The organism is Buttiauxella sp. B2 (genome assembly GCF_006376615.1).
Classification (GTDB): Bacteria; Pseudomonadota; Gammaproteobacteria; order Enterobacterales; family Enterobacteriaceae; genus Buttiauxella.
In genome coordinates this window covers 41,911-67,479 of the sequence record NZ_VEXQ01000013.1, presented here as the reverse complement: position 1 = coordinate 67,479, position 25,569 = coordinate 41,911, and the positions used below count along the sequence as shown (strand labels likewise).

The window sequence follows — 25,569 nt, the reverse complement described above, 5'->3', positions numbered from 1 at the left end:
TTCTTTCCCTCAATTAGAGATCGCGAGCCTGCGACCGGTATTGCTGATTGAAATGGTAGACCGCACCGATAAGTCCGGCGTCATTGCCATGGCTGACGGTATCGACATATTCGCCAATCGTGAACCAGGCCAGATGTTCGCGAAGCAGTGCAAGAAACCCAGGGCGTTCGACAATCCCGCCGCCCACCAAAATCTTTTGCGGATCGAATAAATTGACGAGGTTATAGAGACCTGTCCCAATACCGTTAAAAAACTCTGCAACCAGACGCTGGCAAATAACATCGCCTGCATCATAACTGTCGAAAACCTCTTCGCCGGTCACTTCTTCCAACGGTTTACCTACGTAATCAGCGTAATGCTGACGCAGGACGCGCATAGTGCAGGTTGCATTCATCGTGTAGTTGGGGACATCACGCGAGCCAGCACGTTCGGTCAACATATAGCCGAACTCCCCCGCTCGAAAACGCGCCCCATGTACCAATTGGTTATTACAGAAAATCGCCCCACCGATACCAGTTCCAATGGTCAACACGAGGAAATTGGCCATCTCAGCCGCCTTGCCCTGCCAACGCTCAGCAAGGAGCACGCAGTTAGCATCGTTTTCAATGGCAACAGGGAGGTGGGTTTGTTCCTGCAACCACGTTTTGATAGCGAAATTATCAAACTTGCGGATAGCACCGCCCATTTCGATAAAACCAGTGTGTGGATTTACGTAGCCCGGGGCGCTGATCGCTATCCCCTCACATTCCGAATGTGCCGCAATCCATGAAAGGATAGCCTGCAAAATTTGCTCACCGTCACTGTCGTTAATAGACTGCTTTCCCTTTTCCAACACTTCTCCATCGGAGTTAATAACCCCCATTTTGAGTGCCGTACCACCGATATCAAATGCAGCAATTTTCATGCGGTTCGTTCCTTCAGAATTACCCGGTAAGCGGAGTGAAAAATAACTGTTCTGATTCAGTTTTTAATTATCAAGTGAAGACAAAACAATCTTAATAAACCAGGAGTTCAATTAGCAAGCCATCCCCCAATAAGAACCTGAACCACTTTTGAACCTATTAAAAAAGCCAATACACAGAGGGTTAGAGGCTATTTTTAAATAATCACGACGACATGTGCATTTATTCTGAGTTTTCTGAACAACTTTTTTGCCGGGAAGTGTGATCGCCATACAGAATTAGCGCCCCGGCCCGCAACATATGTCAGATTGCGGATTGCGGCATCTTACGAGGTAAGAAGTATTTCACCTGAAACTCGAACACATTGGTGTAGAGAATCGAATAATCGATGGGGTTGTTACTCTCATCTATTGATTGCGTCTCCATTTTAATAATGGGGTCACGAACACTGATGTGGAGCATTTTGGCAATCTCTTGTGAAGGGAGCGCAGAAAGTTGCCGTCATTAATAACGAGAATGGGAAAAACAGTGTTGAAAGCGTCACATTGAAAGATATCAGCAAATTTATTAAAGATGATATCGGCTTTAGCTACCAGGGTTACTTCCGCTCAGGCTGGGCAGCCTCTAACCGCGGTTCGGCGCAAACTTATGCAGCCGGGTCACTTGGGCGTTTTGGTAATGAGATGAGTGGCTGGTTAGATTTAACCCTGAATCAGCGGGTATATAACCAGGATGGTAGGACAGCCAACGCTATTGTTACCTACGATGGTAACGTTGGTGAGCAATATAATGATGCCTGGTTTGGTGACAGCGATAATGAAAATATTATGCAGTTCAGCGATATTTTCCTGACTACCAGAGGCTTCCTTCCATTCGCACCAGAAGCAGATTTTTGGGTAGGTAAACATAAACTACCTGAATATGAAATCCAGATGCTCGACTGGAAAACACTCACCACCGATGTTGCCGCCGCCGTGGGTATTCAAAACTGGGATCTGGGACCGGGACAATTGGATGCGTCCGTAAGCCGTAATGACGTAGACGTGTATTCACGTGATTTCAGCCACACCACGCAGATGAACACCAACTCAGTGGATTTACGCTATCGCAATATTCCTCTCTGGCAGAGATGGTTCTTTATCGCTGATGGGTAAGTACGCGTTTGCCAATAAAACCGACGATCAGCAAACCAATGAAGATAATGGTTCCTTCTTTAAATTGAAGGATGCCTGGATGACCACCGCCATCGTCCGTCAGGAACTGCCGCGTGATGCCTTCAATGAGTTTACTCTCCAGGTTGCCAACAATTCCTATGCCAGCAGCTTCTCCAACTTCTCCGGAGCCAGTAACTCTATGGCGGCAGGACGTTATTATTATGGCGATCATTCTGATGGCATTGCCTGGCGTCTGATTTCCCAAGGGGAATTATACCTGGCAGACAAAATCATCATGGCGAATGCACTGGTCTGGTCCCATGGCGAAGACGTTTATAGTTATGAGAGCGGTGCCCACAGTGATTTCAACAGCCTTCGCGCGGTTATTCGCCCAGCGTGGATTTGGGATACCTGGAATCAGACCGGTGTTGAGTTAAGCTGGTTTGCTCAGAAAAACAAAACCGAACAAGGCATCGACCTGAAAGAATCAGGTTATAAAACAACGTTGTATCACGCACTGAAAGTGGGGCCAAGCTTGCTAGGTTCACGTCCGGAAATCCGTTTTTACGGTACCTATCTTAATATTGTGGATAACGAGCTTTCGCAGTTCAAATTTAATGACGACAGCAAAAATGAATTTATGGCCGGAGTTCAGGCAGAAGTATGGTGGTAATAACCTTTTAAATAGTGCAATGTAAAACAAGGCTTGGGTACACAAATACCTGAAACTTTTCTATGACATAACTCCAGATCGCTTACTTATCCAACGCCCATTCAGTGCGATCCGAAACATTCTTTCACGCTTTCAGATAACATTTCCGGCAAAAATCACCGTTTAAGTTAAAAATTAAACTATCAGCTCTCTATACTCGCCGCGATGTAGCAGCCTACCGGCACGGCTCTCAAAACAAAGGTGTCCTTTTGAACACCAGGAGAAGTTAAATGAAGTTGCCATTCAAGCCTCATATTCTTGCCCTCATCGGCAGTGCCGGGATTTTAGCGGTTTCTGGAGTGCTATACGTGAAAAGCCAGACGGCCGAACCAGCGCCTGTGACACCACCAGTAGCACCAGTGGCACAGCCTGCTCCAGTCGCAACACCGGCACCAACAGCGGCGACACCTGTAGCCGCTGTCGCCACACCGACTTTTACCACAGCACAGCTCGACCAGTGGGTTGCGCCCATTGCACTGTATCCAGATTCGCTGATGTCACAGGTATTAATGGCGGCGACCTACCCAGCAAACGTCGTGCAGGCGGTACAATGGTCGCGTGATAACCCAACGCTGCAAGGCGACGCCGCCATTCAGGCCGTGTCGAATCAACCGTGGGATCCAAGCGTGAAATCCCTCGTCGCTTTCCCGCAATTAATGGTGCTGATGGGCGAAAACCCTGAATGGGTACAAAATCTGGGGGACGCGTTTTTAGCACAACCGAAAGATGTCATGGATTCAGTGCAGAAATTGCGTTTACTGGCACAACAAACCGGCTCTTTAAAATCCACAGAACAACAAACTGTGACCACTACGCCCGTGACGGTCAACCAGAATACAACGGTAGCCGCTCCCGGCAGCAGCAGTTCATCTTCATCAAACACCGCCGCTGCGGCACCTGCGCAAACGGTTATTAAAATCGAGCCAACCGATCCACAAGTGGTGTATGTCCCGACTTACAACCCATCGACGGTTTATGGCACCTGGCCAAACACCGCCTATCCACCAGTTTATCTCCCGCCGCCTCCAGGGGAGCAGTTTGGTAGTAGCTTTATGAATGGCCTCGGTTTCAGCCTTGGGGTCGCCACCACTTATGCGCTGTTCAGTGACGTTGATTGGGGCGATGACGACGATTACCATCACGATGGTGGCTATCACGGCGGCGGTGGCAATAACATCAATATTAACAACGTGAATAACTTCAACCGTATTTCTGGGCAAAACCTCAAGAATAACAATGTGGCCTGGCAGCACAATCCGGCTTACCGTAACGGCGTTCCGTACCACGACAACAACATTGCCCAACGCTACCATCAGACCAATGTCCCGGGTGGCCTGAGTGCAACTCAAAACGCTCCAGTCAATCGTAATGCCCAACGGCAAGCGGCAGCGACACAGCTGCAACAGAACAAAGGGAAAATTGACGCAGCTTCCCCGCAACTGGCTTCACGAGATGCTCAACGTCAGGCTTCATCTAAACAACTCAATCAGATTGCCCAGCGCAATAACTACCGAGGCTATGATTCGCAAGGTACTGATGCCCGTAGGAATACGGCGAAAGAACAAGTAAACCGTTCCAACAATCAACAACAGCAACAACGTAGAGATACGGCAAAAAATCAGTTAAACCACCCAACAGCGCAACAACAACAGCGCCGTGAAACGCACCAGCAAAATCCGCAGCAGCGTCAGCAACGTGTGCAACCGGCACATTCCAACGCATTAAGCGGTAATGACAGTCGCTCTCCGTCCTGGCAGGCACAAAACCAGCGTGGGCAACAAAGTCTTAATCGCTCATCAAGAAGTAACGAGCCACGCGCCGCTGCCCGTAGTTCTGAACATCGTGAAATTCATCGTCGCTAAAGGGAGGCATCATGAAAAATTATATGAAGTTAAGTGCACTAGTAATGCTGATGCTACCTGCCTTTGTTCAGGCACAGCAGCAATTCTCCACACCTGAGCAAGCGGCGGCTTCATTTGCCAAGGCAGTAATTAACCAGAATGAAGCGGAGCTTACCGAGGTGCTTGGTGATGACTGGCGACAGTATCTCCCGGATGAAAAAGCCGACCCAGAAGCCGTGGCCCGCTTTATTCGTGACTGGAAAGTCAGTCATAACATCGAGCAAAAGGGAGATACTGCGCATTTGAACGTCGGGCAGGAAAATTGGCAGTTGCCCATTCCGATGGTGAAATCTGATGCAGGCTGGCATTTCGATATGCAGCGTGCTGCTGATGAAATTCTTACGCGCACCATTGGCCTGAATGAGCTTTCCGCGATTCAGGCAATCCATGCTTATGTTGACGCGCAACAGGATTACTATCAGTTAGATAAGCAGTACGCCCAAAAATTTGCCAGCAGCGAAGGTAAGAAAGATGGTTTGTACTGGCCCGTTTCTCCAGGTGAAGCCCCTAGCCCACTTGGCCCAAGTTTCAGCCCGGTACAACCGGGTATGGGTTATCACGGCTATCACTTCCGTATCCTTACATCCCAGGGCGCAGCCGCACCGGGTGGCGAGAAGAGCTATATCAGCGACGGGAAAATGGCAAATGGCTTTGCGTTAATTGCCTGGCCTGTTGAGTATGGAGAAACTGGAATCACTACCTTTATGGTGAATGACCAAGGGATGATTTATCAGAAGGATTTGGGTGAGCAGACTGCTGAAAAAGTACAGGCAATAAAACAGTTCAACCCGGATAAGAGCTGGCAGGACGTGCAGCAATAGTGAAATAAAAAAAAGCGGCCTAAGCCGCTTTTTTCTTAACCATCAAACGATTACTTCTTCTTCGCTTTCGGGTTTGGCATGTCGGTGATGCTACCTTCAAAGATCTCAGCAGCCAGACCTACAGACTCATGCAGAGTCGGGTGCGCGTGGATGGTGAGAGCGATGTCTTCTGCGTCACAACCCATTTCGATAGCCAGACCGATTTCGCCCAACAGCTCGCCGCCGTTAGTACCGACAATCGCACCACCGATAACACGGTGAGTTTCTTTGTCGAAAATCAGTTTGGTCATACCTTCTGCACAATCGGAAGCGATAGCACGGCCAGAAGCAGCCCACGGGAAGGTGGCGGTTTCGTAGCTGATGCCTTTTTCTTTCGCTTCTTTCTCGGTAAGCCCTACCCATGCAACTTCTGGCTCAGTGTACGCGATAGAAGGAATCACTTTCGGGTCGAAGTAGTGCTTCATACCCGCGATAACTTCTGCAGCAACGTGGCCTTCGTGGACACCTTTGTGTGCCAGCATTGGTTGGCCAACGATATCGCCGATAGCATAGATGTGCGGCACGTTAGTACGCATTTGCTTGTCGGTACGGATAAAGCCGCGATCGTCAACTTCAACGCCAGCAGCACCTGCATCCAGCAGTTTACCGTTAGGTACACGACCAATAGCAACCAGCACAGCATCATAACGCTGTGGTTCTGCAGGGGCTTTTTTGCCTTCCATTGTGACGTAGATGCCATCTTCTTTGGCTTCAACGGCAGTCACTTTGGTTTCCAGCATCAGGTTGAATTGCTTGCTGATACGCTTGGTGAAGACTTTCACCACGTCTTTGTCGGCAGCCGGGATAACCTGGTCAAACATTTCAACCACGTCAATCTCTGAACCCAGCGCATGGTAAACGGTACCCATTTCCAGACCGATGATACCGCCACCCATAACCAGCAGGCGTTTTGGTACGGTTTTCAGTTCCAGTGCGTCGGTAGAATCCCAAACGCGCGGATCTTCATGTGGGATAAACGGCAATTCAATCGGACGGGAACCCGCAGCGATAATTGCGTTATCAAAGGTGATGGTAGTTGGACCATTTTCACCTTCAACAACCAGGGTGTTAGCACCGGTAAATTTACCCAGGCCATTCACCACTTTAACTTTACGACCTTTTGCCATACCGGACAGGCCACCAGTCAACTGGTTGATAACCTTTTCTTTCCAGGTACGGATTTTGTCGATGTCAGTTTTCGGCTCGCCGAAAACGATGCCGTGCTCAGCCAAAGCTTTCGCTTCTTCGATAACTTTAGCAACGTGCAACAGGGCTTTAGAAGGGATACAGCCAACGTTCAGACAAACACCACCAAGGGTGCTGTAACGTTCAACAATAATAGTTTCCAGACCTAAATCAGCGCAACGGAAGGCAGCAGAATAACCTGCAGGACCTGCCCCAAGTACCACGACCTGAGTTTTGATTTCAGTACTCATCATGACCTCTTAATTTATTTCCGGCGGGTCTGACGTCATTTTTATGTCTTAACGCCCATCATCCACCGGGACGTTCTATCCGCCCGCAGTTTACAAAATTGTTAACAAATTTGAAACAACAAACGGCAAACGATTTGTATTTTGCACCTGATAATCTCAAACAGCATCATGAGATTACCAGAAAAAAGCCGACCGAAAGGCCGGCTTTTTGGCTTACATCACCAGGCGGCGAATATCGGCCAGCATGTTGTTGATGATGGTGATGAAGCGCGCACCATCAGCACCGTCAATCACACGGTGGTCGAAGGACAGAGACATCGGCATCATCAGACGCGGAGTGAACTCTTTACCGTTCCAGACTGGCTCTATAGCAGATTTAGAGACACCCAGGATAGCCACTTCTGGCGCGTTAACGATTGGCGCAAAGTGAGTCGTCCCGATACCGCCAAGGCTTGAGATAGTGAAGCAACCGCCCTGCATTTCGCCAGCAGTCAGCTTGCCATCACGAGCTTTCTTGGAGATAGCCATCAGTTCGCGAGACAGTTCAGAGATGCTCTTCTTGTTCACATCTTTGAATACCGGAACCACTAAACCGTTTGGCGTATCAACCGCAACACCGACGTTGATGTATTTTTTCAGCGTCAGCTTCTGACCATCTTCGGACAGAGAGCTGTTAAAACGTGGCATTTGCTCCAGAGCAGCCGCAACGGCTTTCATGATGAAGACCACAGGGGTGAACTTCACATCCAGCTTGCGTTTAGCAGCTTCGTCGTTCTGCTGCTTACGGAACGCTTCGAGATCGGTGATATCAGTTTTGTCGAAGTGCGTAACGTGCGGGATCATCACCCAGTTACGGCTCAGGTTGCTACCCGAGATTTTCTGGATACGGCCCAGTTCAACTTCTTCGATTTCGCCGAACTTGCTGAAATCAATTTTCGGCCATGGCAGCATGCCTGGCAGACCGCCGCCAGTTGCAGCCGCTGGTGCCGCTTCAGCACGTTTAACTGCGTCTTTCACGTAAGTCTGAACGTCTTCGCGCAGGATACGACCTTTACGGCCAGTCCCTTTCACTTTCGCCAGATTCACACCGAATTCACGCGCCAGGCGGCGAATCAGTGGAGTTGCATGGACGTAAGCGTCGTTTTCAGCGAATTCAGTTTTGCCGGAAGCCGCAGCTGGGGCTGCTGCTGGTTTCTGAGCTGCTGGTGCAGAAGCTGGAGCTTCTTGCTTAGCTGCTGGAGCCGGTGCTGCGCCTTCAACTTCGAAGACCATAATCAAGGAACCGGTAGACACTTTGTCACCAGTATTGATTTTGATTTCTTTAACAACACCTGCGAACGGAGCCGGGACTTCCATAGAAGCTTTATCGCCTTCTACGGTGATCAGTGATTGTTCAGCGGCAACTTTATCGCCCACTTTAACCATCACTTCAGTCACTTCAACTTCGTCACCGCCGATGTCTGGCACGTTAACTTCTTTCGCAGCAGATGCCGCTGGTGCTGCTGCCGGAGCGGCTTCAGCTTTGGTTTCTGTTGCAGCCGGTGCAGCACCTGCTACTTCAAAGACCATAATCAGAGAACCTGTAGACACTTTGTCACCGGTGCTGATTTTGATTTCTTTTACAACGCCTGCAAACGGTGCTGGAACTTCCATAGAAGCTTTGTCACCTTCAACGGTGATAAGACTTTGCTCTGCTTCGACGACGTCGCCAACTTTAACCATTACCTCGGTAACTTCTACTTCGTCACCGCCGATGTCTGGCACGTTCACTTCTTTTGCGCTCGCTGCTGCTGGAGCGGCCGCTGGCGCTGCTTCTTTCTTCTCTTCGACCGTTGCAGGTGCAGCTTGCGCTGCACCTTCGGCGGATTCGAAAATCATGATCAGTTTGCCGGTTTCAACTTTGTCACCCACCGCAACTTTGATCTCTTTGACCACGCCTGCTTGCGGAGAAGGAACTTCCATTGAAGCCTTATCACCTTCCACGGAAATGATCGACTGTTCAGCTTCAACTTTGTCGCCCACTTTCACCATGATCTCGGTGACTTCAACTTCGTCTGCACCAATGTCCGGTACGTTGATTTCGATAGCCATTTTATTCTTTACCTCTTATGCCAGACGCGGGTTGACTTTATCTGCATCGATGTTGAATTTGGTGATAGCGTCAGCCACCACTTTCTTATCGATTTCGCCACGTTTAGCCAGTTCGCCAAGTGCCGCAACAACCACATAAGATGCGTCCACTTCGAAGTGGTGACGCAGATTTTCGCGGCTGTCTGAACGACCGAAGCCATCAGTACCCAGTACGCGGTAATCGCTTGCTGGGATGAAGTTACGGATCTGCTCAGCGAACAGTTTCATATAGTCAGTAGATGCCACAGCAGGTGCATCACTCAGAATCTGAGCAACGTACGGTACACGTGGTTCTGCTGTTGGGTGCAGCATGTTCCAGCGCTCACAGTCCTGGCCATCACGAGCCAGCTCAGTGAAGGAAGTTACGCTGAATACATCAGAACCAACGCCGTAGTCGCGAGCCAGGATTTGTGCCGCTTCACGTACGTGACGCAGGATAGAACCAGAGCCCATCAGCTGAACTTTACCTTTGCTACCTTCAATAGTTTCCAGTTTGTAGATACCTTTACGGATACCTTCTTCCGCGCCTTCCGGCATGGCTGGCATGTGGTAGTTTTCGTTCAGCGTAGTGATGTAGTAGTAAATGTTCTCTTGCGCTTCACCGTACATACGCACCAGACCATCATGCATGATGACAGCCACTTCGTAAGCGTAAGACGGGTCGTAAGAGATACAGTTCGGGATAGTCAGAGACTGAATATGGCTGTGGCCATCTTCATGCTGCAGACCTTCGCCGTTAAGCGTTGTACGACCGGAAGTACCACCGACCAGGAAGCCACGAGCCTGTTGGTCACCTGCAGCCCAGCACAGATCGCCAATACGTTGGAAACCGAACATGGAGTAGTAGATGTAGAACGGGATCATTGGCAGATCGTTGGTGCTGTAAGAAGTCGCTGCGGCCAACCAGGATGAACCTGCGCCCAGTTCGTTGATACCTTCTTGCAGGATCTGACCTTTCTCGTCTTCTTTATAATAAGCAACCTGCTCACGGTCCTGCGGGGTGTACTGCTGGCCGTTCGGGCTGTAAATACCAATCTGACGGAACAGACCTTCCATACCGAAAGTACGCGCTTCATCGGCAATGATTGGAACCAAACGGTCTTTGATAGACGGGTTCTTCAGCATCACATTCAGGGCACGAACGAAAGCGATAGTGGTAGAGATTTCTTTGTTCTGCTCTTCTAACAAGGAGCTGAAGTCAGCCAGCGTTGGCAGTTCCAGTTTCTCGGTGAATTTTGGCAGACGAGTCGGCAGGTAGCCGTTCAGTTTCTCACGCTGGCCATGCAGATATTTGTATTCTTCGCTGCCTTCTTCGAACTTAATGTATGGCAGTTTTTCGATTTCAGCATCGGTCACAGGCACATTGAAACGGTCACGTACATAACGCACGCCGTCCATGTTCATTTTCTTAACCTGGTGCGCGATGTTTTTACCTTCGGCAGTTTCACCCATGCCATAACCTTTAACGGTATGAGCCAGGATTACAGTTGCACGGCCTTTGGTTTCTTGTGCGTTTTTCAGTGCAGCGTAGATTTTCTTCGGATCATGGCCACCACGGTTCAGAGCCCAAATCTCGTCGTCGGACATATCTTTAACCAGCGCAGCTGTTTCTGGATATTTACCGAAGAAGTGCTCACGTACGTAAGCGCCGTTTTTAGATTTGAAGGTCTGGTAGTCACCATCAACGGTTTCGCCCATCAACTGCAGCAATTTACCGCTGGTATCTTTACGCAGCAGAGCATCCCAACGAGAGCCCCAAATCACTTTGATAACGTTCCAGCCAGCACCCGCGAAGATACCTTCCAGTTCGTTAATGATTTTGCCGTTACCGGTTACCGGGCCATCAAGACGCTGCAAGTTACAGTTGATGATGAAGCACAGGTTGTCCAGCTTCTCACGAGTAGCGATTGTAATCGCACCTTTGGATTCTGGCTCATCCATTTCACCGTCGCCCAGGAACGCATAAACGCGCTGTGCGGAGGTGTCTTTCAGACCACGGTGTTCCAGGTATTTCTGGAACTTAGCCTGATAGATAGCACCGATTGGACCCAGACCCATAGATACAGTCGGGAACTGCCAAAATTCAGGCATCAGTTTCGGGTGCGGATAAGAGGACAGACCATTACCGTGAACTTCCTGACGGAAATTGTTCATCTGGTCTTCAGTCAGGCGGCCTTCAAGGAAAGCACGTGCGTATACGCCTGGGGAGATGTGGCCCTGGAAGTAAACCAGATCGCCGCCATCTTTCTCATTGCGAGCGCGGAAGAAGTGGTTGAAACACACGTCATACACGGTTGCAGAAGATTGGAAAGAGGACATATGGCCGCCCAGATCGAGGTCTTTTTTAGACGCACGAAGGACAGTCATGATGGCGTTCCAACGGATAGCAGAACGAATACGGCGTTCCAGCTCCAGATTCCCCGGGTATTCCGGTTCATCTTCAACGGCGATGGAGTTTACGTACTGGCGGGCTGCAGAACCTGCTGCGATTTTTACTCCACCTTTACGGGCTTCGCTCAATAACTGATCAATCAGGTACTGTGCGCGCTCAACACCTTCTTCACGGATGACCGATTCGATCGCCTGTTGCCAGTCGCGAGTTTCGATCGGATCCACGTCATTTGGGAAACGTTCTGACATGGGTGGTATTCCTTATCTGTGTCTAATACGTTGATTATCTGGAACCTGTCCCATTGCGCTTTCCTTGAAAAAACACAATAAGACAGGTTCTGCGTTTAGTTGCCGCGCTCTAAAAAATGGCGCTTATAGAGGTCTGAATTTCAGACTCTTATTCCTTACGTTGCTGTAAGCGCCGCAGAGAACGTTCTCGACGACTCTGTTCGCGGCTGCGGTCCAGCAATATTTCTTCGATAAATGCCAGGTGACGGTGCGACGCTTCGCGCGCCTGCTCCGGTTGGCGAGCCATAATCGCCGCAAAAATGCTGGCGCGATGGCTGCTCACTTGCGCCAACATTTCGCGGCGCGCGTAGAGCAATTCAAAATTCTGGCGAACGTTTTGTTCAAGCATTGGGGACATACAGCGCAACAAGTGTAGTAGCACAACATTATGGGCGGCTTCAGTTACGGCAATTTGATACTGCATAACAGCATCAGATTCCGCATCCAGGTCGCCGGACTCTTGCGCTTGTTGAATTGCAAAATGGCAGTCGCCTATACGTTTGAGATCTTCGTCCGTACCACGCAATGCAGCGTAATACGCAGCGATACCTTCAAGTGCGTGGCGGGTTTCAAGCAGATCAAACTGGGATTCAGGATGGTCAGACAGCAGTTCGACCAGCGGGTCGCTTAAACTTTGCCAAAGGCTGTTTTGGACAAAAGTACCGCCGCCTTGACGACGAAGCAGGAGCCCTTTCGCTTCGAGACGCTGAATGGCCTCGCGTAATGAAGGACGAGAAACGTCGAATTGTTTAGCCAATTCGCGCTCTGGTGGGAGTTTTTCGCCGGGACGCAAGGTTCCCTCGAGGATGAGAAACTCCAACTGCTGCTCAATCACATCGGATAGTTTTGGTTGGCGGATTTTGCTGTAGGCCATTTATTCCCTGTCTCTGCCATTAGCCTGTAGTCAATTGGTATGACCAATTTCACATTCTTGACGCTAAAGTAACAAAGTATTCACCTTCTGTCCATATTGGTTTTGATTGAAATCATTAAACCCAGCACATTTTAACAACATTACAGAAATGACGTTTCAAAGTTGTAACTTTGCACAAATGTCACATTTACTCGCACCTCGACACATTTAACTTTTACGAAACAGTAAAATTGCCTTTCAAAGCAATTTGAACCGATTCATCAGTTTAAAATATGAATATTAATTCATCGAACTCGCTTAATTCGAGTAAATATTAATCAGCGGGAATAACGCAGGCAGACTGGCAACTGGTTTCTTTTTATTCAACTCGTCACGACAAGAATAGAAAGCAGGTGCAAACATTCTCGCTTACCACTATTCTTTTCGCTGCGGTAGTCCAATGCGCAAAATACTGGAATTTAAAACCGTAAAATAAATACTACACATTACGGAATTACAAACTTACAGAGGCGTAATCAACGCCCTGAAAATAACCACACACGAGGTTAAAAGATGGAACAAGGCGACACGCTTAAACGCGGCCTTAAAAACCGCCATATCCAGCTCATCGCGCTGGGTGGAGCTATTGGGACAGGTCTGTTTCTGGGCAGTGCGTCTGTCATCCAGTCCGCAGGGCCTGGGATTATTCTTGGCTACGCGATCGCGGGTTTTATTGCCTTTCTGATCATGCGCCAACTGGGTGAGATGGTTGTTGAAGAGCCAGTAGCAGGTTCATTTAGCCACTTTGCTTACAAATATTGGGGTGGATTTGCAGGTTTTGCTTCTGGCTGGAACTACTGGGTGCTGTATGTACTGGTAGCCATGGCAGAACTGACCGCAGTAGGTAAATACATTCAGTTCTGGTATCCGGAGATCCCAACCTGGGCCTCTGCCGCTGTCTTTTTCGTTGTTATCAATGCCATCAACCTGACTAACGTAAAAGTCTTTGGTGAGATGGAATTTTGGTTTGCGATAATTAAAGTCATCGCCGTTGTTGCCATGATTGTGTTTGGCGCTTGGTTGTTGTTTGGCGGCCACGCAGGCCCACAAGCGACCGTTCGCAATCTTTGGGAACAAGGCGGATTCTTGCCACATGGCTGGACCGGTCTTGTAATGATGATGGCAATTATCATGTTCTCCTTCGGCGGGCTGGAGTTGGTTGGTATTACAGCCGCAGAAGCAGATAACCCACAGGTCAGCATCCCTAAAGCGACTAACCAGGTTATCTACCGTATTCTGATTTTCTATGTGGGATCACTGGCTGTTCTGCTGTCTCTGATGCCGTGGACTCGTGTTACCGCTGATACCAGCCCGTTCGTACTGATCTTCCACGAACTGGGTGATACCTTTGTAGCAAACGCGCTCAACGTGGTTGTTTTGACCGCTGCACTGTCTGTTTATAACAGCTGCGTTTACTGCAACAGCCGAATGCTGTTTGGTCTGGCTCAGCAAGGCAACGCACCGAAAGCACTGCAGAAAGTTGATAAACGTGGCGTACCGGTGAATACCATTATGGTGTCTGCCCTGTTCACCGCCTTGTGTGTCTTGATCAACTACTTTGCACCAGCTGAAGCCTTTGGCCTGCTGATGGCTTTGGTGGTTTCTGCACTGGTTATCAACTGGGCGATGATTAGCCTTGCACACATCAAGTTCCGTCGTGCAAAACAGCAACAAGGCATGAAAACTCGTTTCCCTGCCCTGTTCTATCCATTGGGTAACTATGTCTGCCTGCTGTTTATGGCCGCAGTTCTGGTCATCATGGCAATCACCCCAGGCATGGCCATCTCCGTATGGCTGATTCCAGTATGGGTAGTGATTCTCGGTATTGGTTACTTCATCAAGCAACAGAATCTGAAAAGCGTTAAAGCGTAATTTTGATTTACCTATGCCCTAAGTAATTCGAGGTGCATCACGGCGGCAAGAGAACGAATCCCGATGAGCTTACATAAGTAAGTGATTCGGGTGAGTGAACGTAGCCAACAAAGATGCAACTTGAAGTATGACGGGCATAGCTTTGTTAGCTGCTTCACACTTCCTTAACAATGACAGTATTGTCCATCTCTGTGACGGTTTTCAGGCACGCAAATTATTCCTAACAGCCCAATACTCTTGTCCATATTCTGGTCTGGAGCATTTCCTATGGAAAGCAGCAAATTATCGATTAAAGAAAAGATCGGCTACGGCATGGGTGACGCCGGGTGCAACATCATCTTTGGTGCCATTATGTTGTTTGTTAACTATTTTTATACGGACATCTTTGGTCTTGCCCCAGCATTAGTGGGCGTGATGCTACTTTCCATTAGGGTCATTGATGCAATTACAGACCCGATTATGGGTGCTATCGCCGATAGAACGCAGACTCGCTGGGGGCGTTTTCGTCCATGGATTTTGTGGATGGCCGCCCCTTTTGCCTTCTTCAGTTACTTAATGTTCACCACACCTGATTGGGCTTATAGCAGCAAAGTTATCTATGCCTTTGTCACCTATTTCCTGCTCTCTTTAACCTATACCGCCATCAACATTCCTTATTGCTCGTTGGGAAGCGTCATTACAAATGATCCGAAAGAGCGCGTGGCTTGCCAGTCATATCGCTTTGTCATGGTCGGTATTGCCACGTTAATCCTCTCACTGTCCCTGCTACCAATGGTTGACTGGTTTGGCGGCGGCGACAAAGCGAAAGGTTACCAAATGGCGATGGGCGTCCTGGCGGTGCTGGGAATGTGCATGTTCCTGTTCTGCTTCTCGACTGTCAGAGAACGTGTTCGCCCGGCAGTACAAAGCAATGACGCACTAAAATCTGACCTTAAAGATGTCTGGAAAAACGACCAGTGGGTACGCATTCTTCTGCTGACATTGTGCAACGTCTGCCCCGGTTTTATTCGCATGGCAGCCACGATGTACTACGTCACATGGGTAATGGGTCAAAGCACCAGTTTCGCCACGATATTCATTAGCCTTGGCGTGGTTGGCATGATGGGCGGCAGCATGCTGGCTAAAGTGCTGACTGACCGCATCTGCAAACTGAAAGTATTCTTCTGGTGCAACATAGCACTGGCGATTTTCTCCTGTGGTTTCTACTTCCTCGACCCACATGCCACAACGCTGATTATGGTGATGTATTTCCTGCTCAATATCCTGCACCAGATCCCATCCCCGCTGCATTGGTCACTTATGGCCGACGTAGATGATTACGGCGAGTGGAAAACCGGTAAACGCATCACAGGTATTAGCTTCTCTGGCAACTTATTCTTCCTGAAACTTGGCCTGGCGATTGCTGGCGCAATGGTAGGATTCTTGCTCTCCTGGTACGGTTACGACGCTGGTGCAAAACAGCAAAGCCCAGATTCAATTAACGGTATTGTGATGTTGTTTACCATCATCCCTGGCGTCGGCTATCTGATCACCGCAGGCGTGGTGCGTATGCTGAAAGTTGACCGTGAATTGATGCAACGCATTCAGCAAGACCTGGAAAAGCGCCGTATCAACTATCGTGAACTGAACGAGTCTCACGACAGCAAACCAATTGAAGCCAAACTGTAAGGAAAGCGTTATGAATCAGGAGCAATGGCCAAATCCTTTTATTGAGCAGCGTGCCGACCCGTTTATTTTGCTGCATGAAGATTGCTACTACTTTATTGCGTCAGTACCGGAGTACGACAGGCTGGAGATCCGCCGCGCGACGACAATCAGCGAACTACCAAATGCAAAACCCGCCGTTGTCTGGCGTAAGCCGAAGCACGGCCCAATGAGCGAACTTATCTGGGCCCCGGAACTGCATCATATTGACGGGAAATGGTACATCTACTTTGCGGCTACTCACACGAAGGAACTGGATCAACTGAATATGTTCCAGCACCGAATGTTTGCGCTGGAATGTGCGGATGCCGATCCGTTAACCGGTAAGTGGCTAGAAAAAGGCCAGGTGAAAACGCAGTTCGATAGCTTCTGCCTTGATGCGACAACCTTTAAGCACCAGGGCAAGCAGTGGTATTTATGGGCGCAGAAGGATCCGAACATTCCAGGCAACTCCAATCTCTATCTCGCCGAACTGGAAACGCCATGGGCAATAAAAGGCCATCCGGTGATGTTAAGCAAGCCAGAGTTAGACTGGGAATGTCGTGGTTTTCTGGTCAATGAAGGGCCAGCGGTGATTGTCCACAGCAATAATCTGTTTGTCAGTTATTCAGCCAGTGCCACTGACGAAAATTACTGTATTGGGTTGCTGTGGATAGACTTGAACGCCGATCCGACTAAAGCTGAGAACTGGCACAAATCTACGCAACCCGTTTTTACCACCAGCGATGAAAACAAGCAGTTTGGGCCAGGTCATAACAGCTTTACTAAAAGGAAAGACGGGAAAGATGTACTGGTTTATCACGCTCGCAACTATACGGAAATTGAAGGTGACCCGCTGTATGACCCAAATCGCCATACGCGCCTGAAAACTCTCGAATGGGATGAAAACGGTATGCCAGTGTTTGGCATACCGCCTGCGGATAATCGTTAAACGATTACGGTGCTCTGGCTACATATTCAAACTTAAACCAGAGTGCCGTAAATTGTCAGTAACGCAACCACGACTAAAATCACCAGAGAGGTTTTCTTCGCCATGGAAACCGCAACTTTCGGGGTATTAATTTTATCGAGATGAGGCTCGCGTACCAGAGAGTATTGCGCCAGTTGGGTCAGTACCTGGTACTGAGAAGAATGGCGATCGGCCAAAGAAGCAAACCAAGCTGGAAGCGCCCTTTCACCGTGGCCCAGCAGCGCATATGCCACACCTACCAGGCGCACTGGCACCCAGTCGAGCACATGTAAAATAGTATCAATGCCCGAATGTAAACGCTGTTGAGGCGTGTGATGGCGAGCAAGCCACGTCTGCCATGCACGTAAGAAAGCATAGCCCGCCAACGTCACCGGTCCCCAAGGGCCACCGACGATAAACCAAAAAAGTGGGGCGAGGTAGAAACGAAAGTTAATCCACAGCAACGCATTTTGCAGCTCTTTCAGATACTCGCGCTCATCACAATCTGGCGGTACTCCATGGATAAGCGTCAGTTCATTCGCCATTGCATCACGAGCGTGGCTATCATCGTGACTCGCGGCCTGCAAATATGCGTGGTAATGCAAACGAACCTGGCCCGCGCCAATACACAACACGCCAAGTGCAATCCAGAAAACCAGCAGCGGCACATTAAAGAACAATCCCTGTAATGCACGAATACATAGGAAAACCAACAGCATGCACAGGGCAGTCATCAGAATGGTACGTAACAACGAAAAACTTTTTACCCGCCGAAAGATGACTTCCAGGCGGTGATCTAATTGCCAGTGCTCACCCAACTTGAACAACCGTTCCCAAATCATCACCAGCAGCAATGTAAACAGCGTCATTTCATCTCCTTATTTGACGTTACCTCAACCGAATGACGAAAACGCGACCAGTCAAATGCTGGACCTGGGTCTGTTTTACGTTCCGGTGCAATATCGCAGTGTCCCGTCATATGGTCAGCGATTGCCGGATAAACCTGAATCAGAACATCAGCAATCGCAACAAGCTTTTGATATTGCGCGTCAGTATAAGGCAGCGTATCAGTGCCCTCCAGCTCAATACCGATGGAAAAATCGTTACAACGTTCGCGACCCTGATACAAAGAAACTCCGGCATGCCAGGCGCGTTTATCGAAGGGAACATACTGAACAATCTCACCATCACGACGAATAAGGCAATGTGCTGAGACTCGCAAATGTGCGATTCCCGCGAAGTACGGATGAGCTTCTGAGTCCAAAGTTCCCGTAAATAGCGCATCAATCCACGGGCCACCAAACTCACCCGGCGGCAAACTGATGTTATGCACCACCAGCAGCGAAGGGGTTTCATCCTCCGGTCGGCAATCGTAATGTGGGGAAGGAACATGCTTTACACCCACCAGCCAGCCGTTTTTTAGCTGCATCCGCAGTCTCCTTAGAGTGGTACTTGACGTCGCATCAATGTAGCATGTTTCCACATTAACTAAGCCAATTCGGAGTTTTATCATGCCGCCTCGCCGCTATAACCCAGACCGCCGTCGTGACGAGCTTCTTGAACGTATTAACCTGGATATTCCCGAGGCAGTTGCTCAGGCTTTGCGTGAAGATCTTGGTGGTGATGTCGATCCTAATAACGATATAACCGCACAATTACTGGATCCAGACCACCGTTCTCATGCCGTGGTGATCACTCGTGAAGATGGCGTATTTTGCGGTAAGCGCTGGGTTGAAGAGGTGTTTACCCAACTTGGCGGGGATGTAAAAGTGGTGTGGCATGTAGAAGATGGCCAAAGCATTACTGCTGACCAACCACTTTTTGAATTAACAGGCCCTTCACGCGTGCTGCTGACTGGCGAACGTACGGCACTTAACTTCGTGCAAACACTCTCGGGCGTTGCCAGTGAAGTCCGCACCTATGTTGATCTGCTCGTGGGTACAAGAACGCAATTGCTGGATACCCGTAAAACCCTCCCTGGACTGCGCACTGCACTGAAATATGCAGTGTTATGCGGCGGTGGCAGTAACCACCGTTTAGGGTTGTCCGATGCCTTCCTGATTAAAGAGAACCACATTATCTCTTCAGGCTCAGTTCGTCAGGCGGTGGAAAAAGCCTTCTGGTTGCATCCGGATGTGCCTGTAGAAGTAGAAGTAGAGTCGCTTGAAGAGCTGGAACAGGCACTGCATGCTGGAGCTGACATTATCATGCTCGATAATTTCAACGTTGAAGACATGTGCAAAGCTGTTGCCATCACCAAAGACAAAGCACGTCTGGAGGTTTCCGGAAACGTGACCAAAGAAACCATCCGCGAATTTGCCAAGACCGGTGTCGACTTTATCTCTGTAGGCGCGCTGACAAAACATGTTCGTGCACTCGACCTTTCCATGCGCTTCCGTTAATTCCTGCGAGGCAGATGAGCTAAAATTCATCTGCCTTTTTCCTTCTGTTACGGCCACTCTCGCATTTTCATTGCAGCTCAGTGCAAACCATAAAAATATCCTGGAAGGTGGCTTCCTTAAGCTTTCGTTCACACTCGCCTGAGTCATTTAAACGGAGCAAAGTGCCGCAATCTCAATCAGGAGCGGCATATGAACAAACAACAAGGGTTTACACTTATTGAGCTGATGGTGGTCATCGGCATTATTGCGATTCTTAGCGCCATTGGTATCCCCTCATACCAAAACTATCTGCGCAAAGCAGCGCTCACCGATATGCTACAAACCTTTATCCCTTACCGAACCGCCGTCGAGCTATGTGCTATTGAGCGTGGTGGAATCAGTGGATGTGATGCAGGCAGCAACAGCATCCCATCGTCTAAAACGACCCGTTATGTTAGTGGGATGAGTGTTGAACAAGGTGTGGTCACGCTGACAGGGCAAGAAAGCCTTAATGGACTCACCGTCTCTTTATCACCTCGCTGGACTGACAGCGAAGGTGTTGAAGGTTGGTCACGAACATGTGCGGCTACCGATAATGGTTCGCTGCAACAATCTTGTGAAGAAGTATTCCGCTTTGATAACAATCAAGCGGGAAATTAAGCCATGAGTGATCAGCAGATTCTCGCGCTTTGTAATCAATATCAGGCGCTATTGCTTTGTGAAGCCCCCGTACTACACATCGCTATTGCGCCAAATCCACCAGCAGAGTTTTTCGAAGCATTGCGTTTTATCTGTGATAAACCGGTAAATATTGAGTACTGGCCAGCCGAACAACTGGAAAAAACTCGGCATTCACGTATATCGGCTGGTACAGATGAACAACCCGAACGCAGCGCTTCAGTGGTTCAACTTCTGCACGAAACACTCTACAAAGCCATTCAGCTGCGTGCGTCAGATATTCATTTTGAACCCGTTGAGCACGGATATCAGATTCGTTTTCGTGTCGATGGCGTGTTGCAATTACAACCGTTGCTGCCCGTTCATTTAGCTGCACCGTTAACCGCACGGCTCAAAGTTTTGGGGAATCTGGATATTGCGGAACGTCGCCTTCCTCAGGATGGGCAAATGGAGATCTCTGTCGAACAACATATGTGTTCATTTCGGATAGCGACGTTGCCGGTTTATCACGGCGAAAAAGTTGTCTTGCGCCTGATGACACAAACAACCCAAACATTTGAGTTATCAGATTTAGGTATGTCGCCTGATGACTGCGCCAAGTTTCAACACTCCTTAACCAACCCACAAGGCATGATTCTGGTCACTGGCCCAACCGGAAGCGGGAAAACCATCACGCTTTACAGCGCATTGAAGATACTCAACCAGGTCTCGACCAACCTCTGTAGCGTTGAAGATCCAATAGAAATCCCCATGCGCGGGCTTAATCAAACGCAAATTAACACTAAAGCAGGGCTGAATTTTCAGAGTGTATTGCGCGCCTTATTGCGCCAGGACCCGGATATCATCATGGTGGGTGAAATCCGCGATGGCGATACGGCAGAAATTGCCATCAAAGCCGCACAAACAGGGCATCTGGTACTTTCAACTCTACATACCAACTCAACGGCTGAAACTGTCGTCCGCCTTGAGCAAATGGGTGTCGAACGCTGGATGTTGGCTTCGGCACTGAATATGGTGGTCGCACAGCGATTAGTACGTAAGCTCTGTCCTCACTGCAAACAGCGGCACCCCGACGATATTAGCTTACCTACAAAGCTTTGGGCGGGTGCATTACCTCACTGGCAGGCAGTCGGATGCGAACGCTGTTATGGCGGTTTCTACGGGCGAAGTGCATTGTTTGAAATCCTGCTGGTCGACTTCACCCTACAATCCGCCATTATCAAGGGTATGGCTGCTCACGATCTCGAAATTCTTGCACAACAGCATGGCATGATGACGCTATTCGAAAGTGGCTGCCTGGCCGTTGAACAGGGCTTAACCACACTTGAAGAGTTATATCGTGTGCTTGGTGTTCCTCATGGCTAAGTTTTTGCTCTGGCGCTGGAAAGCTATTGATCAGCACGGCCAAGTACAAAAAGGTGTAATGTTGGCGGACGATGCAATATCCGTCAGTGATCAACTGTTCAATGCCGATCTTCAACTATTACAGCTACGAAAAACATCACTGACACGGCGAGGTTGCTGGCATATCCAGCAAAAAATACAAATCTTCCGCCAGCTAGCGACATTACTTCAGGCAGGAATTTCTTTATCCGACGGATTGTCACTTATCGCACAGCAGCACCCTTTCTGCGAATGGCGTGTATTGCTAAAAGATATTGAACAACGTGTTTCTAACGGTACTTCCTTCTCAACGGCATTGCAGCAATGGCCTGGAATATTTCCAGGCTTATTCATTGCCTTGATTCATATTGGTGAATTAACCGGGAAGCTGGATGAATGCTGTAAAAGGCTAGCTGACCAACAAGAAAAACTGCACCAGTTGCGTAAAAAAGTCATGAAAGCACTACGTTACCCATTATTTATCATAGTGGTCGCCTTAATTGTGACTATCGGGATGATGGGTTTTGTATTACCGGAATTTGCGAATATCTACCGCTCTTTTAATGCACCTCTACCTGCCGTTACGGTGGCAGTAATGGCAATCTCAAACTGGGTGACAACACAAGGGTTTGGCTGGTTATTGGCTGGCATTATGCTAATGACTTGCGGGTATTTTCTACGACAACGAAAACCTCACTGGCAAGAATACGAACAAAACCTGATGCTGCGCATTCCACTAGTTGCACCACTGTGGCGTGGGCAAATCCTCAGCCAAATCTACACGACATTATCACTTTCCCAACAGGCAGGAATTCCCCTGCTACAGGGACTTGGGGCAGTAGAAAGCACACTGACACAACTATTGTGGAAGAAGGTTATTGTACAAATCAGCGTTCAGGTTACTCAGGGAATACCACTTTGGCAGGCCCTTAATGATAGCGGGCGATTCACACCACTATGTTGTCAGTTGGTGCGTGTTGGTGAAGAGTCTGGCGCTCTGGATTTGATGTTGGAGAAGCTGGCGAGTTGGCATCATAACAATACTCAGGAGCTGGCAGATAATCTAGCGGCCGCTCTGGAACCGATAATGATGCTAGTGGTCGGAATAATTATTGGAACGCTGGTTATCGCAATGTATCTGCCTATTTTCCAGCTAGGGGATGCAATGAGTACGGGATAGTAAAGTAGATAGCGGCGCGGCCTAAGCCACGCCGTTTAGATAGCTTAGAGGCTATTGAAAACGCGGTTTTCCTGCTCAGCAACACGAATGAACGTGGTACGTTTGGTCAACTCTTTCAGGCGAGAAGCACCAACATAGGTACATGCAGAACGCAATCCACCCAGAATGTCACGGGTTGTGTTTTCTACAGGGCCGCGCAATGGCAGTTTCACCGTTTTGCCTTCTGCCGCACGATATTGTGCAACACCACCAACGTGGCGGGTCATTGCAGACTCAGAGCTCATACCGTAAAACAGCATGAATTTCTCACCGTTTTCTTCAACAATTGTGCCGCCACTCTCTTCATGACCTGCCAGCATACCGCCCAACATCACGAAGTCAGCGCCGCCGCCGAATGCTTTAGCAACATCGCCAGGCATAGTACAGCCACCGTCGCTAACAATCTGGCCGCCGAGGCCGTGAGCCGCATCAGCACATTCAATAACAGCAGAAAGCTGCGGGTAACCAACACCGGTTTTCACGCGAGTGGTACATACAGAACCCGGACCGATACCGACTTTAACAATGTCAGCACCAGAAAGGATAAGCTCTTCGCACATTTCACCGGTGACGACGTTACCTGCACAGATAACTTTATCCGGCCACGCTTCACGCGCTTTTGACAAGAACTGAGTGAAGTGCTCGGAGTAGCCATTAGCCACATCGATACAGATAAATTGCAGTGCAGGATGAAGAGAAAGAATCTGCTTGGTTTTCAGGAAATCAGCATCTGATGTGCCCGTTGAAACCATAACGAACTTCAGTACGTCGTCTGAAACAGACTTAACGAAGTTGCTCCACTCTTCAACAGAGTAGTGTTTATGAACTGCGGTGAGGATATCAAACGAGGCCAATGCCTGGGCCATACCGAAGGTGCCAACGGTGTCCATGTTAGCAGCAATGATCGGAACACCTGACCATGCAATACCGGAGTGTTTGAAAGTGAACTGGCGGTCAAGCTCTACATCAGAGCGGCTTTTCAGTGTGGAACGTTTTGGACGAATAAGAACGTCTTTAAAACCTAACTTCAAATCTTCTTCAATACGCATGTTGCAGATTCCTGGGTCGAATGGCGAAGGACGCGTGAACGCAATTGGCGAAGTAACCACCAATTCCAGTGGTGTTATCATACGCACTATTAATGCCGCTGCAAGACTGCGAAAACAGTCTTTTTTACGCTACAATCGATGAAATTTACCTGTGTAACAGGAAATTGTTACTTGGGTGTCACTTTTCCCAGCGAAGCCATGCTTTCCAGAAATACGCCTGGTGCAAGTTAGCTATCTATCTCTTTGACGAAACACAGATTTAAGGTCTAGTTTTTATGGTTTATACGGTGGCATTAACAGGTGGGATAGGAAGTGGCAAAAGTACTGTCGCTGATAACTTTTCCCGCTTAGGTATTACCATTGTAGACGCAGACGTGATAGCGCGTCAGATTGTTGAGCCCGGACAGCCCGCACTTAGCATTATTGCTGAGCATTTTGGTACAGAGATCCTCCTTCAGGATGGCACCCTAAATCGTCGGGTCCTTCGTGAAAAAATTTTTTCTTCTCCAGAACAGAAACAATGGCTCAATGAACTGCTACACCCACTTATCCACCAGCGAACCCAAACTGAAATCAACCAAGCTCTTTCTCCTTACGTTTTGTGGGTTGTTCCTTTATTAATTGAGAATAACCTACAACAAAAGGCCGATCGCGTTCTGGTTGTTGATGTCTCGCCAGAAGTGCAAATCGCACGTACTATTGCGCGCGATAAAGTCAGCCGCCAACATGTGCAACAAATCCTTGCTGCGCAGGTGACACGCGAGGCACGTTTAGCCGTTGCCGATGATGTAATTAATAATGATGGTGGCACTGCACAAGTGGCCGCACATGTTGACCGTCTGCATTGCCAGTATCTTGAACTGGCGTCCCAGGCCGCACAGCAGGAAAACGAATAATGAGCACCCAGATTCTTTTTGAGCACCCACTGAATGAAAAAATGCGTACCTGGTTGCGTATCGAGTTCCTAATCCAACAACTCGAAAGTTCACTACCGGTGAATGAAACCTCCAAAGCACTTCATTTTTTCCGCAACGTCGGTGATCTGCTCGATGTCTTTGAGCGGGGAGAAATTCGTACAGATATTCTCAAAGAACTGGAACGTCAACAGCGTAAATTACTGAGCTGGTCTGAAGTTCCAGGTGTGGATATGCAGCGAATTGACTCACTGCGCAACCAACTAAAAGAACGGGGCGGTGTTTTAATGGCAGCACCGCGCCTGGGGCAAGTCTTACGTGAAGATCGCTTAATCGCGCTGGTTCGCCAGCGTCTTAGCATTCCAGGTGGATGCTGTAGCTTTGATTTGCCGACATTACATATCTGGTTGTATTCGCCACAGGCGCAGCGTGATGCGCAAATTAATAATTGGTTGGCAAGTTTGCAGCCGTTAAAACACGCATTGGAACTGGTATTGGATATTATTCGTAATTCTGCGCCATTACGTAAGCACACCAGTCTGAACGGTTTTTATCAGGACAACGGAGATGATGCCGATCTGCTGCGTCTACAATTAGACCTTTCCGCGCAGCTGTACCCTCAGGTTTCGGGCCATAAAAGCCGTTTTGCGATTCGTTTCTTACCACTCGACAGCGAAAACGGAATCATCCCTGAGCGTCTCGATTTTGAGCTGGCATGCTGTTAAGGAGCAAA

19 protein-coding genes and 2 pseudogenes are annotated in these 25,569 nt (G+C 48.9%); 12 read left to right on the top strand and 9 right to left on the bottom strand.

Annotation, left to right across the window (positions count from 1 at the left end):
* Positions 1-13: 13 nt before the first annotated feature.
* Positions 14-904 carry a beta-glucoside kinase BglK gene (gene bglK, locus FH968_RS15105; protein ID WP_139880914.1) on the bottom strand — a complete coding sequence of 297 codons (891 nt, stop codon included), beginning with the start codon at positions 902-904 and terminating at the stop codon, positions 14-16.
* Between the two features lie 301 nt (positions 905-1,205).
* A pseudogene (locus FH968_RS15100) lies at positions 1,206-1,388 on the bottom strand (UTRA domain-containing protein); the annotation flags it as partial.
* Positions 1,389-1,390: 2 nt separating this feature from the next.
* On the opposite strand from FH968_RS15100, the pseudogene FH968_RS15095 reads away from it, so the two are divergent.
* The 3 genes and pseudogenes from FH968_RS15095 to FH968_RS15085 all read left to right on the top strand — a co-directional run.
* Positions 1,391-2,729, top strand: a pseudogene (locus FH968_RS15095) (carbohydrate porin); the annotation flags it as partial.
* A 269-nt stretch (positions 2,730-2,998) separates the two neighbouring features.
* Positions 2,999-4,630, top strand: a complete 1,632-nt coding sequence (locus FH968_RS15090) for a DUF3300 domain-containing protein (RefSeq protein ID WP_139880911.1) — start codon at positions 2,999-3,001, stop codon at positions 4,628-4,630.
* An 11-nt stretch (positions 4,631-4,641) separates the two neighbouring features.
* Positions 4,642-5,490, top strand: a complete 849-nt coding sequence (locus tag FH968_RS15085) for a DUF2950 domain-containing protein (protein WP_139880908.1) — start codon at positions 4,642-4,644, stop codon at positions 5,488-5,490.
* Between the two features lie 50 nt (positions 5,491-5,540).
* On the opposite strand, the gene lpdA is transcribed toward FH968_RS15085, so the two are convergent.
* The 4 genes from lpdA to pdhR all read right to left on the bottom strand — a co-directional run bounded on the left by lpdA (position 5,541) and on the right by pdhR (position 12,648).
* A complete protein-coding gene (gene lpdA, locus FH968_RS15080; RefSeq protein WP_189389145.1) occupies positions 5,541-6,965 on the bottom strand; it encodes a dihydrolipoyl dehydrogenase in 1,425 nt (474 codons plus the stop codon).
* 213 nt (positions 6,966-7,178) lie between these two features.
* Positions 7,179-9,056 (bottom strand): pyruvate dehydrogenase complex dihydrolipoyllysine-residue acetyltransferase, encoded by a 1,878-nt coding sequence (gene aceF / locus FH968_RS15075; RefSeq protein ID WP_139880902.1) that lies wholly within the window; start codon positions 9,054-9,056, stop codon positions 7,179-7,181.
* A 15-nt stretch (positions 9,057-9,071) separates the two neighbouring features.
* A complete protein-coding gene (gene aceE, locus FH968_RS15070) occupies positions 9,072-11,735 on the bottom strand; it encodes a pyruvate dehydrogenase (acetyl-transferring), homodimeric type (RefSeq protein ID WP_139880899.1) in 2,664 nt (887 codons plus the stop codon).
* Between the two features lie 148 nt (positions 11,736-11,883).
* Complete coding sequence (gene pdhR, locus FH968_RS15065; protein ID WP_034493407.1) at positions 11,884-12,648, bottom strand: pyruvate dehydrogenase complex transcriptional repressor PdhR; 765 nt, start codon at positions 12,646-12,648, stop codon at positions 11,884-11,886.
* A gap of 552 nt (positions 12,649-13,200) precedes the next feature.
* On the opposite strand from pdhR, the gene aroP reads away from it, so the two are divergent.
* From aroP to FH968_RS15050, 3 genes are all read left to right on the top strand, one after another.
* On the top strand, positions 13,201-14,559 hold the full coding sequence (aroP, locus tag FH968_RS15060) for an aromatic amino acid transporter AroP (RefSeq protein ID WP_139880896.1): 1,359 nt from the start codon (positions 13,201-13,203) through the stop codon (positions 14,557-14,559).
* A gap of 267 nt (positions 14,560-14,826) precedes the next feature.
* Positions 14,827-16,227 carry a glycoside-pentoside-hexuronide (GPH):cation symporter gene (locus FH968_RS15055; RefSeq protein ID WP_139880893.1) on the top strand — a complete coding sequence of 467 codons (1,401 nt, stop codon included), beginning with the start codon at positions 14,827-14,829 and terminating at the stop codon, positions 16,225-16,227.
* A 10-nt stretch (positions 16,228-16,237) separates the two neighbouring features.
* Positions 16,238-17,194 (top strand): family 43 glycosylhydrolase, encoded by a 957-nt coding sequence (locus tag FH968_RS15050; protein WP_139880890.1) that lies wholly within the window; start codon positions 16,238-16,240, stop codon positions 17,192-17,194.
* A gap of 32 nt (positions 17,195-17,226) precedes the next feature.
* Here FH968_RS15050 and ampE read toward each other — a convergent pair whose 3' ends face one another.
* Together ampE and ampD are read right to left on the bottom strand one after the other, a co-directional pair.
* The gene (ampE, locus tag FH968_RS15045) at positions 17,227-18,081 is read right to left on the bottom strand and encodes a beta-lactamase regulator AmpE (RefSeq protein ID WP_139880887.1); all 855 of its coding nucleotides are present in this window, start codon (positions 18,079-18,081) and stop codon (positions 17,227-17,229) included.
* On the bottom strand, positions 18,078-18,641 hold the full coding sequence (ampD, locus tag FH968_RS15040) for a 1,6-anhydro-N-acetylmuramyl-L-alanine amidase AmpD (RefSeq protein WP_139880884.1): 564 nt from the start codon (positions 18,639-18,641) through the stop codon (positions 18,078-18,080). Before ampD ends, ampE begins: the two co-directional genes overlap by 4 nt.
* An 82-nt stretch (positions 18,642-18,723) precedes the next feature.
* Here ampD and nadC point away from each other — a divergent pair, with 82 nt between their 5' ends.
* The 4 genes from nadC (at position 18,724) to hofC (ending at position 22,834) form a co-directional block, all read left to right on the top strand.
* Positions 18,724-19,614, top strand: coding sequence for a carboxylating nicotinate-nucleotide diphosphorylase (nadC, locus tag FH968_RS15035; RefSeq protein ID WP_139880880.1), 891 nt, complete (start codon positions 18,724-18,726; stop codon positions 19,612-19,614).
* 189 nt (positions 19,615-19,803) lie between these two features.
* The gene (ppdD, locus tag FH968_RS15030) at positions 19,804-20,253 is read left to right on the top strand and encodes a prepilin peptidase-dependent pilin (protein ID WP_139880877.1); all 450 of its coding nucleotides are present in this window, start codon (positions 19,804-19,806) and stop codon (positions 20,251-20,253) included.
* A 3-nt stretch (positions 20,254-20,256) separates the two neighbouring features.
* Positions 20,257-21,636, top strand: coding sequence for a type II secretion system protein GspE (gspE, locus tag FH968_RS15025; RefSeq protein ID WP_139880874.1), 1,380 nt, complete (start codon positions 20,257-20,259; stop codon positions 21,634-21,636).
* Positions 21,629-22,834 carry a protein transport protein HofC gene (hofC, locus tag FH968_RS15020; protein WP_139880871.1) on the top strand — a complete coding sequence of 402 codons (1,206 nt, stop codon included), beginning with the start codon at positions 21,629-21,631 and terminating at the stop codon, positions 22,832-22,834. Before gspE ends, hofC begins: the two co-directional genes overlap by 8 nt.
* Before the next feature lie 44 nt (positions 22,835-22,878).
* On the opposite strand, the gene FH968_RS15015 is transcribed toward hofC, so the two are convergent.
* Positions 22,879-23,922 (bottom strand): GMP reductase, encoded by a 1,044-nt coding sequence (locus FH968_RS15015; RefSeq protein WP_139881064.1) that lies wholly within the window; start codon positions 23,920-23,922, stop codon positions 22,879-22,881.
* A 275-nt stretch (positions 23,923-24,197) separates the two neighbouring features.
* Between FH968_RS15015 and coaE the strand changes: the two genes are divergently transcribed.
* Positions 24,198-24,818, top strand: a complete 621-nt coding sequence (gene coaE / locus FH968_RS15010) for a dephospho-CoA kinase (protein WP_139880868.1) — start codon at positions 24,198-24,200, stop codon at positions 24,816-24,818.
* Positions 24,818-25,561, top strand: a complete 744-nt coding sequence (gene zapD, locus FH968_RS15005; protein ID WP_139880865.1) for a cell division protein ZapD — start codon at positions 24,818-24,820, stop codon at positions 25,559-25,561. The genes coaE and zapD overlap by 1 nt, the downstream gene beginning before the upstream one ends.
* Positions 25,562-25,569 lie beyond the last annotated feature (8 nt).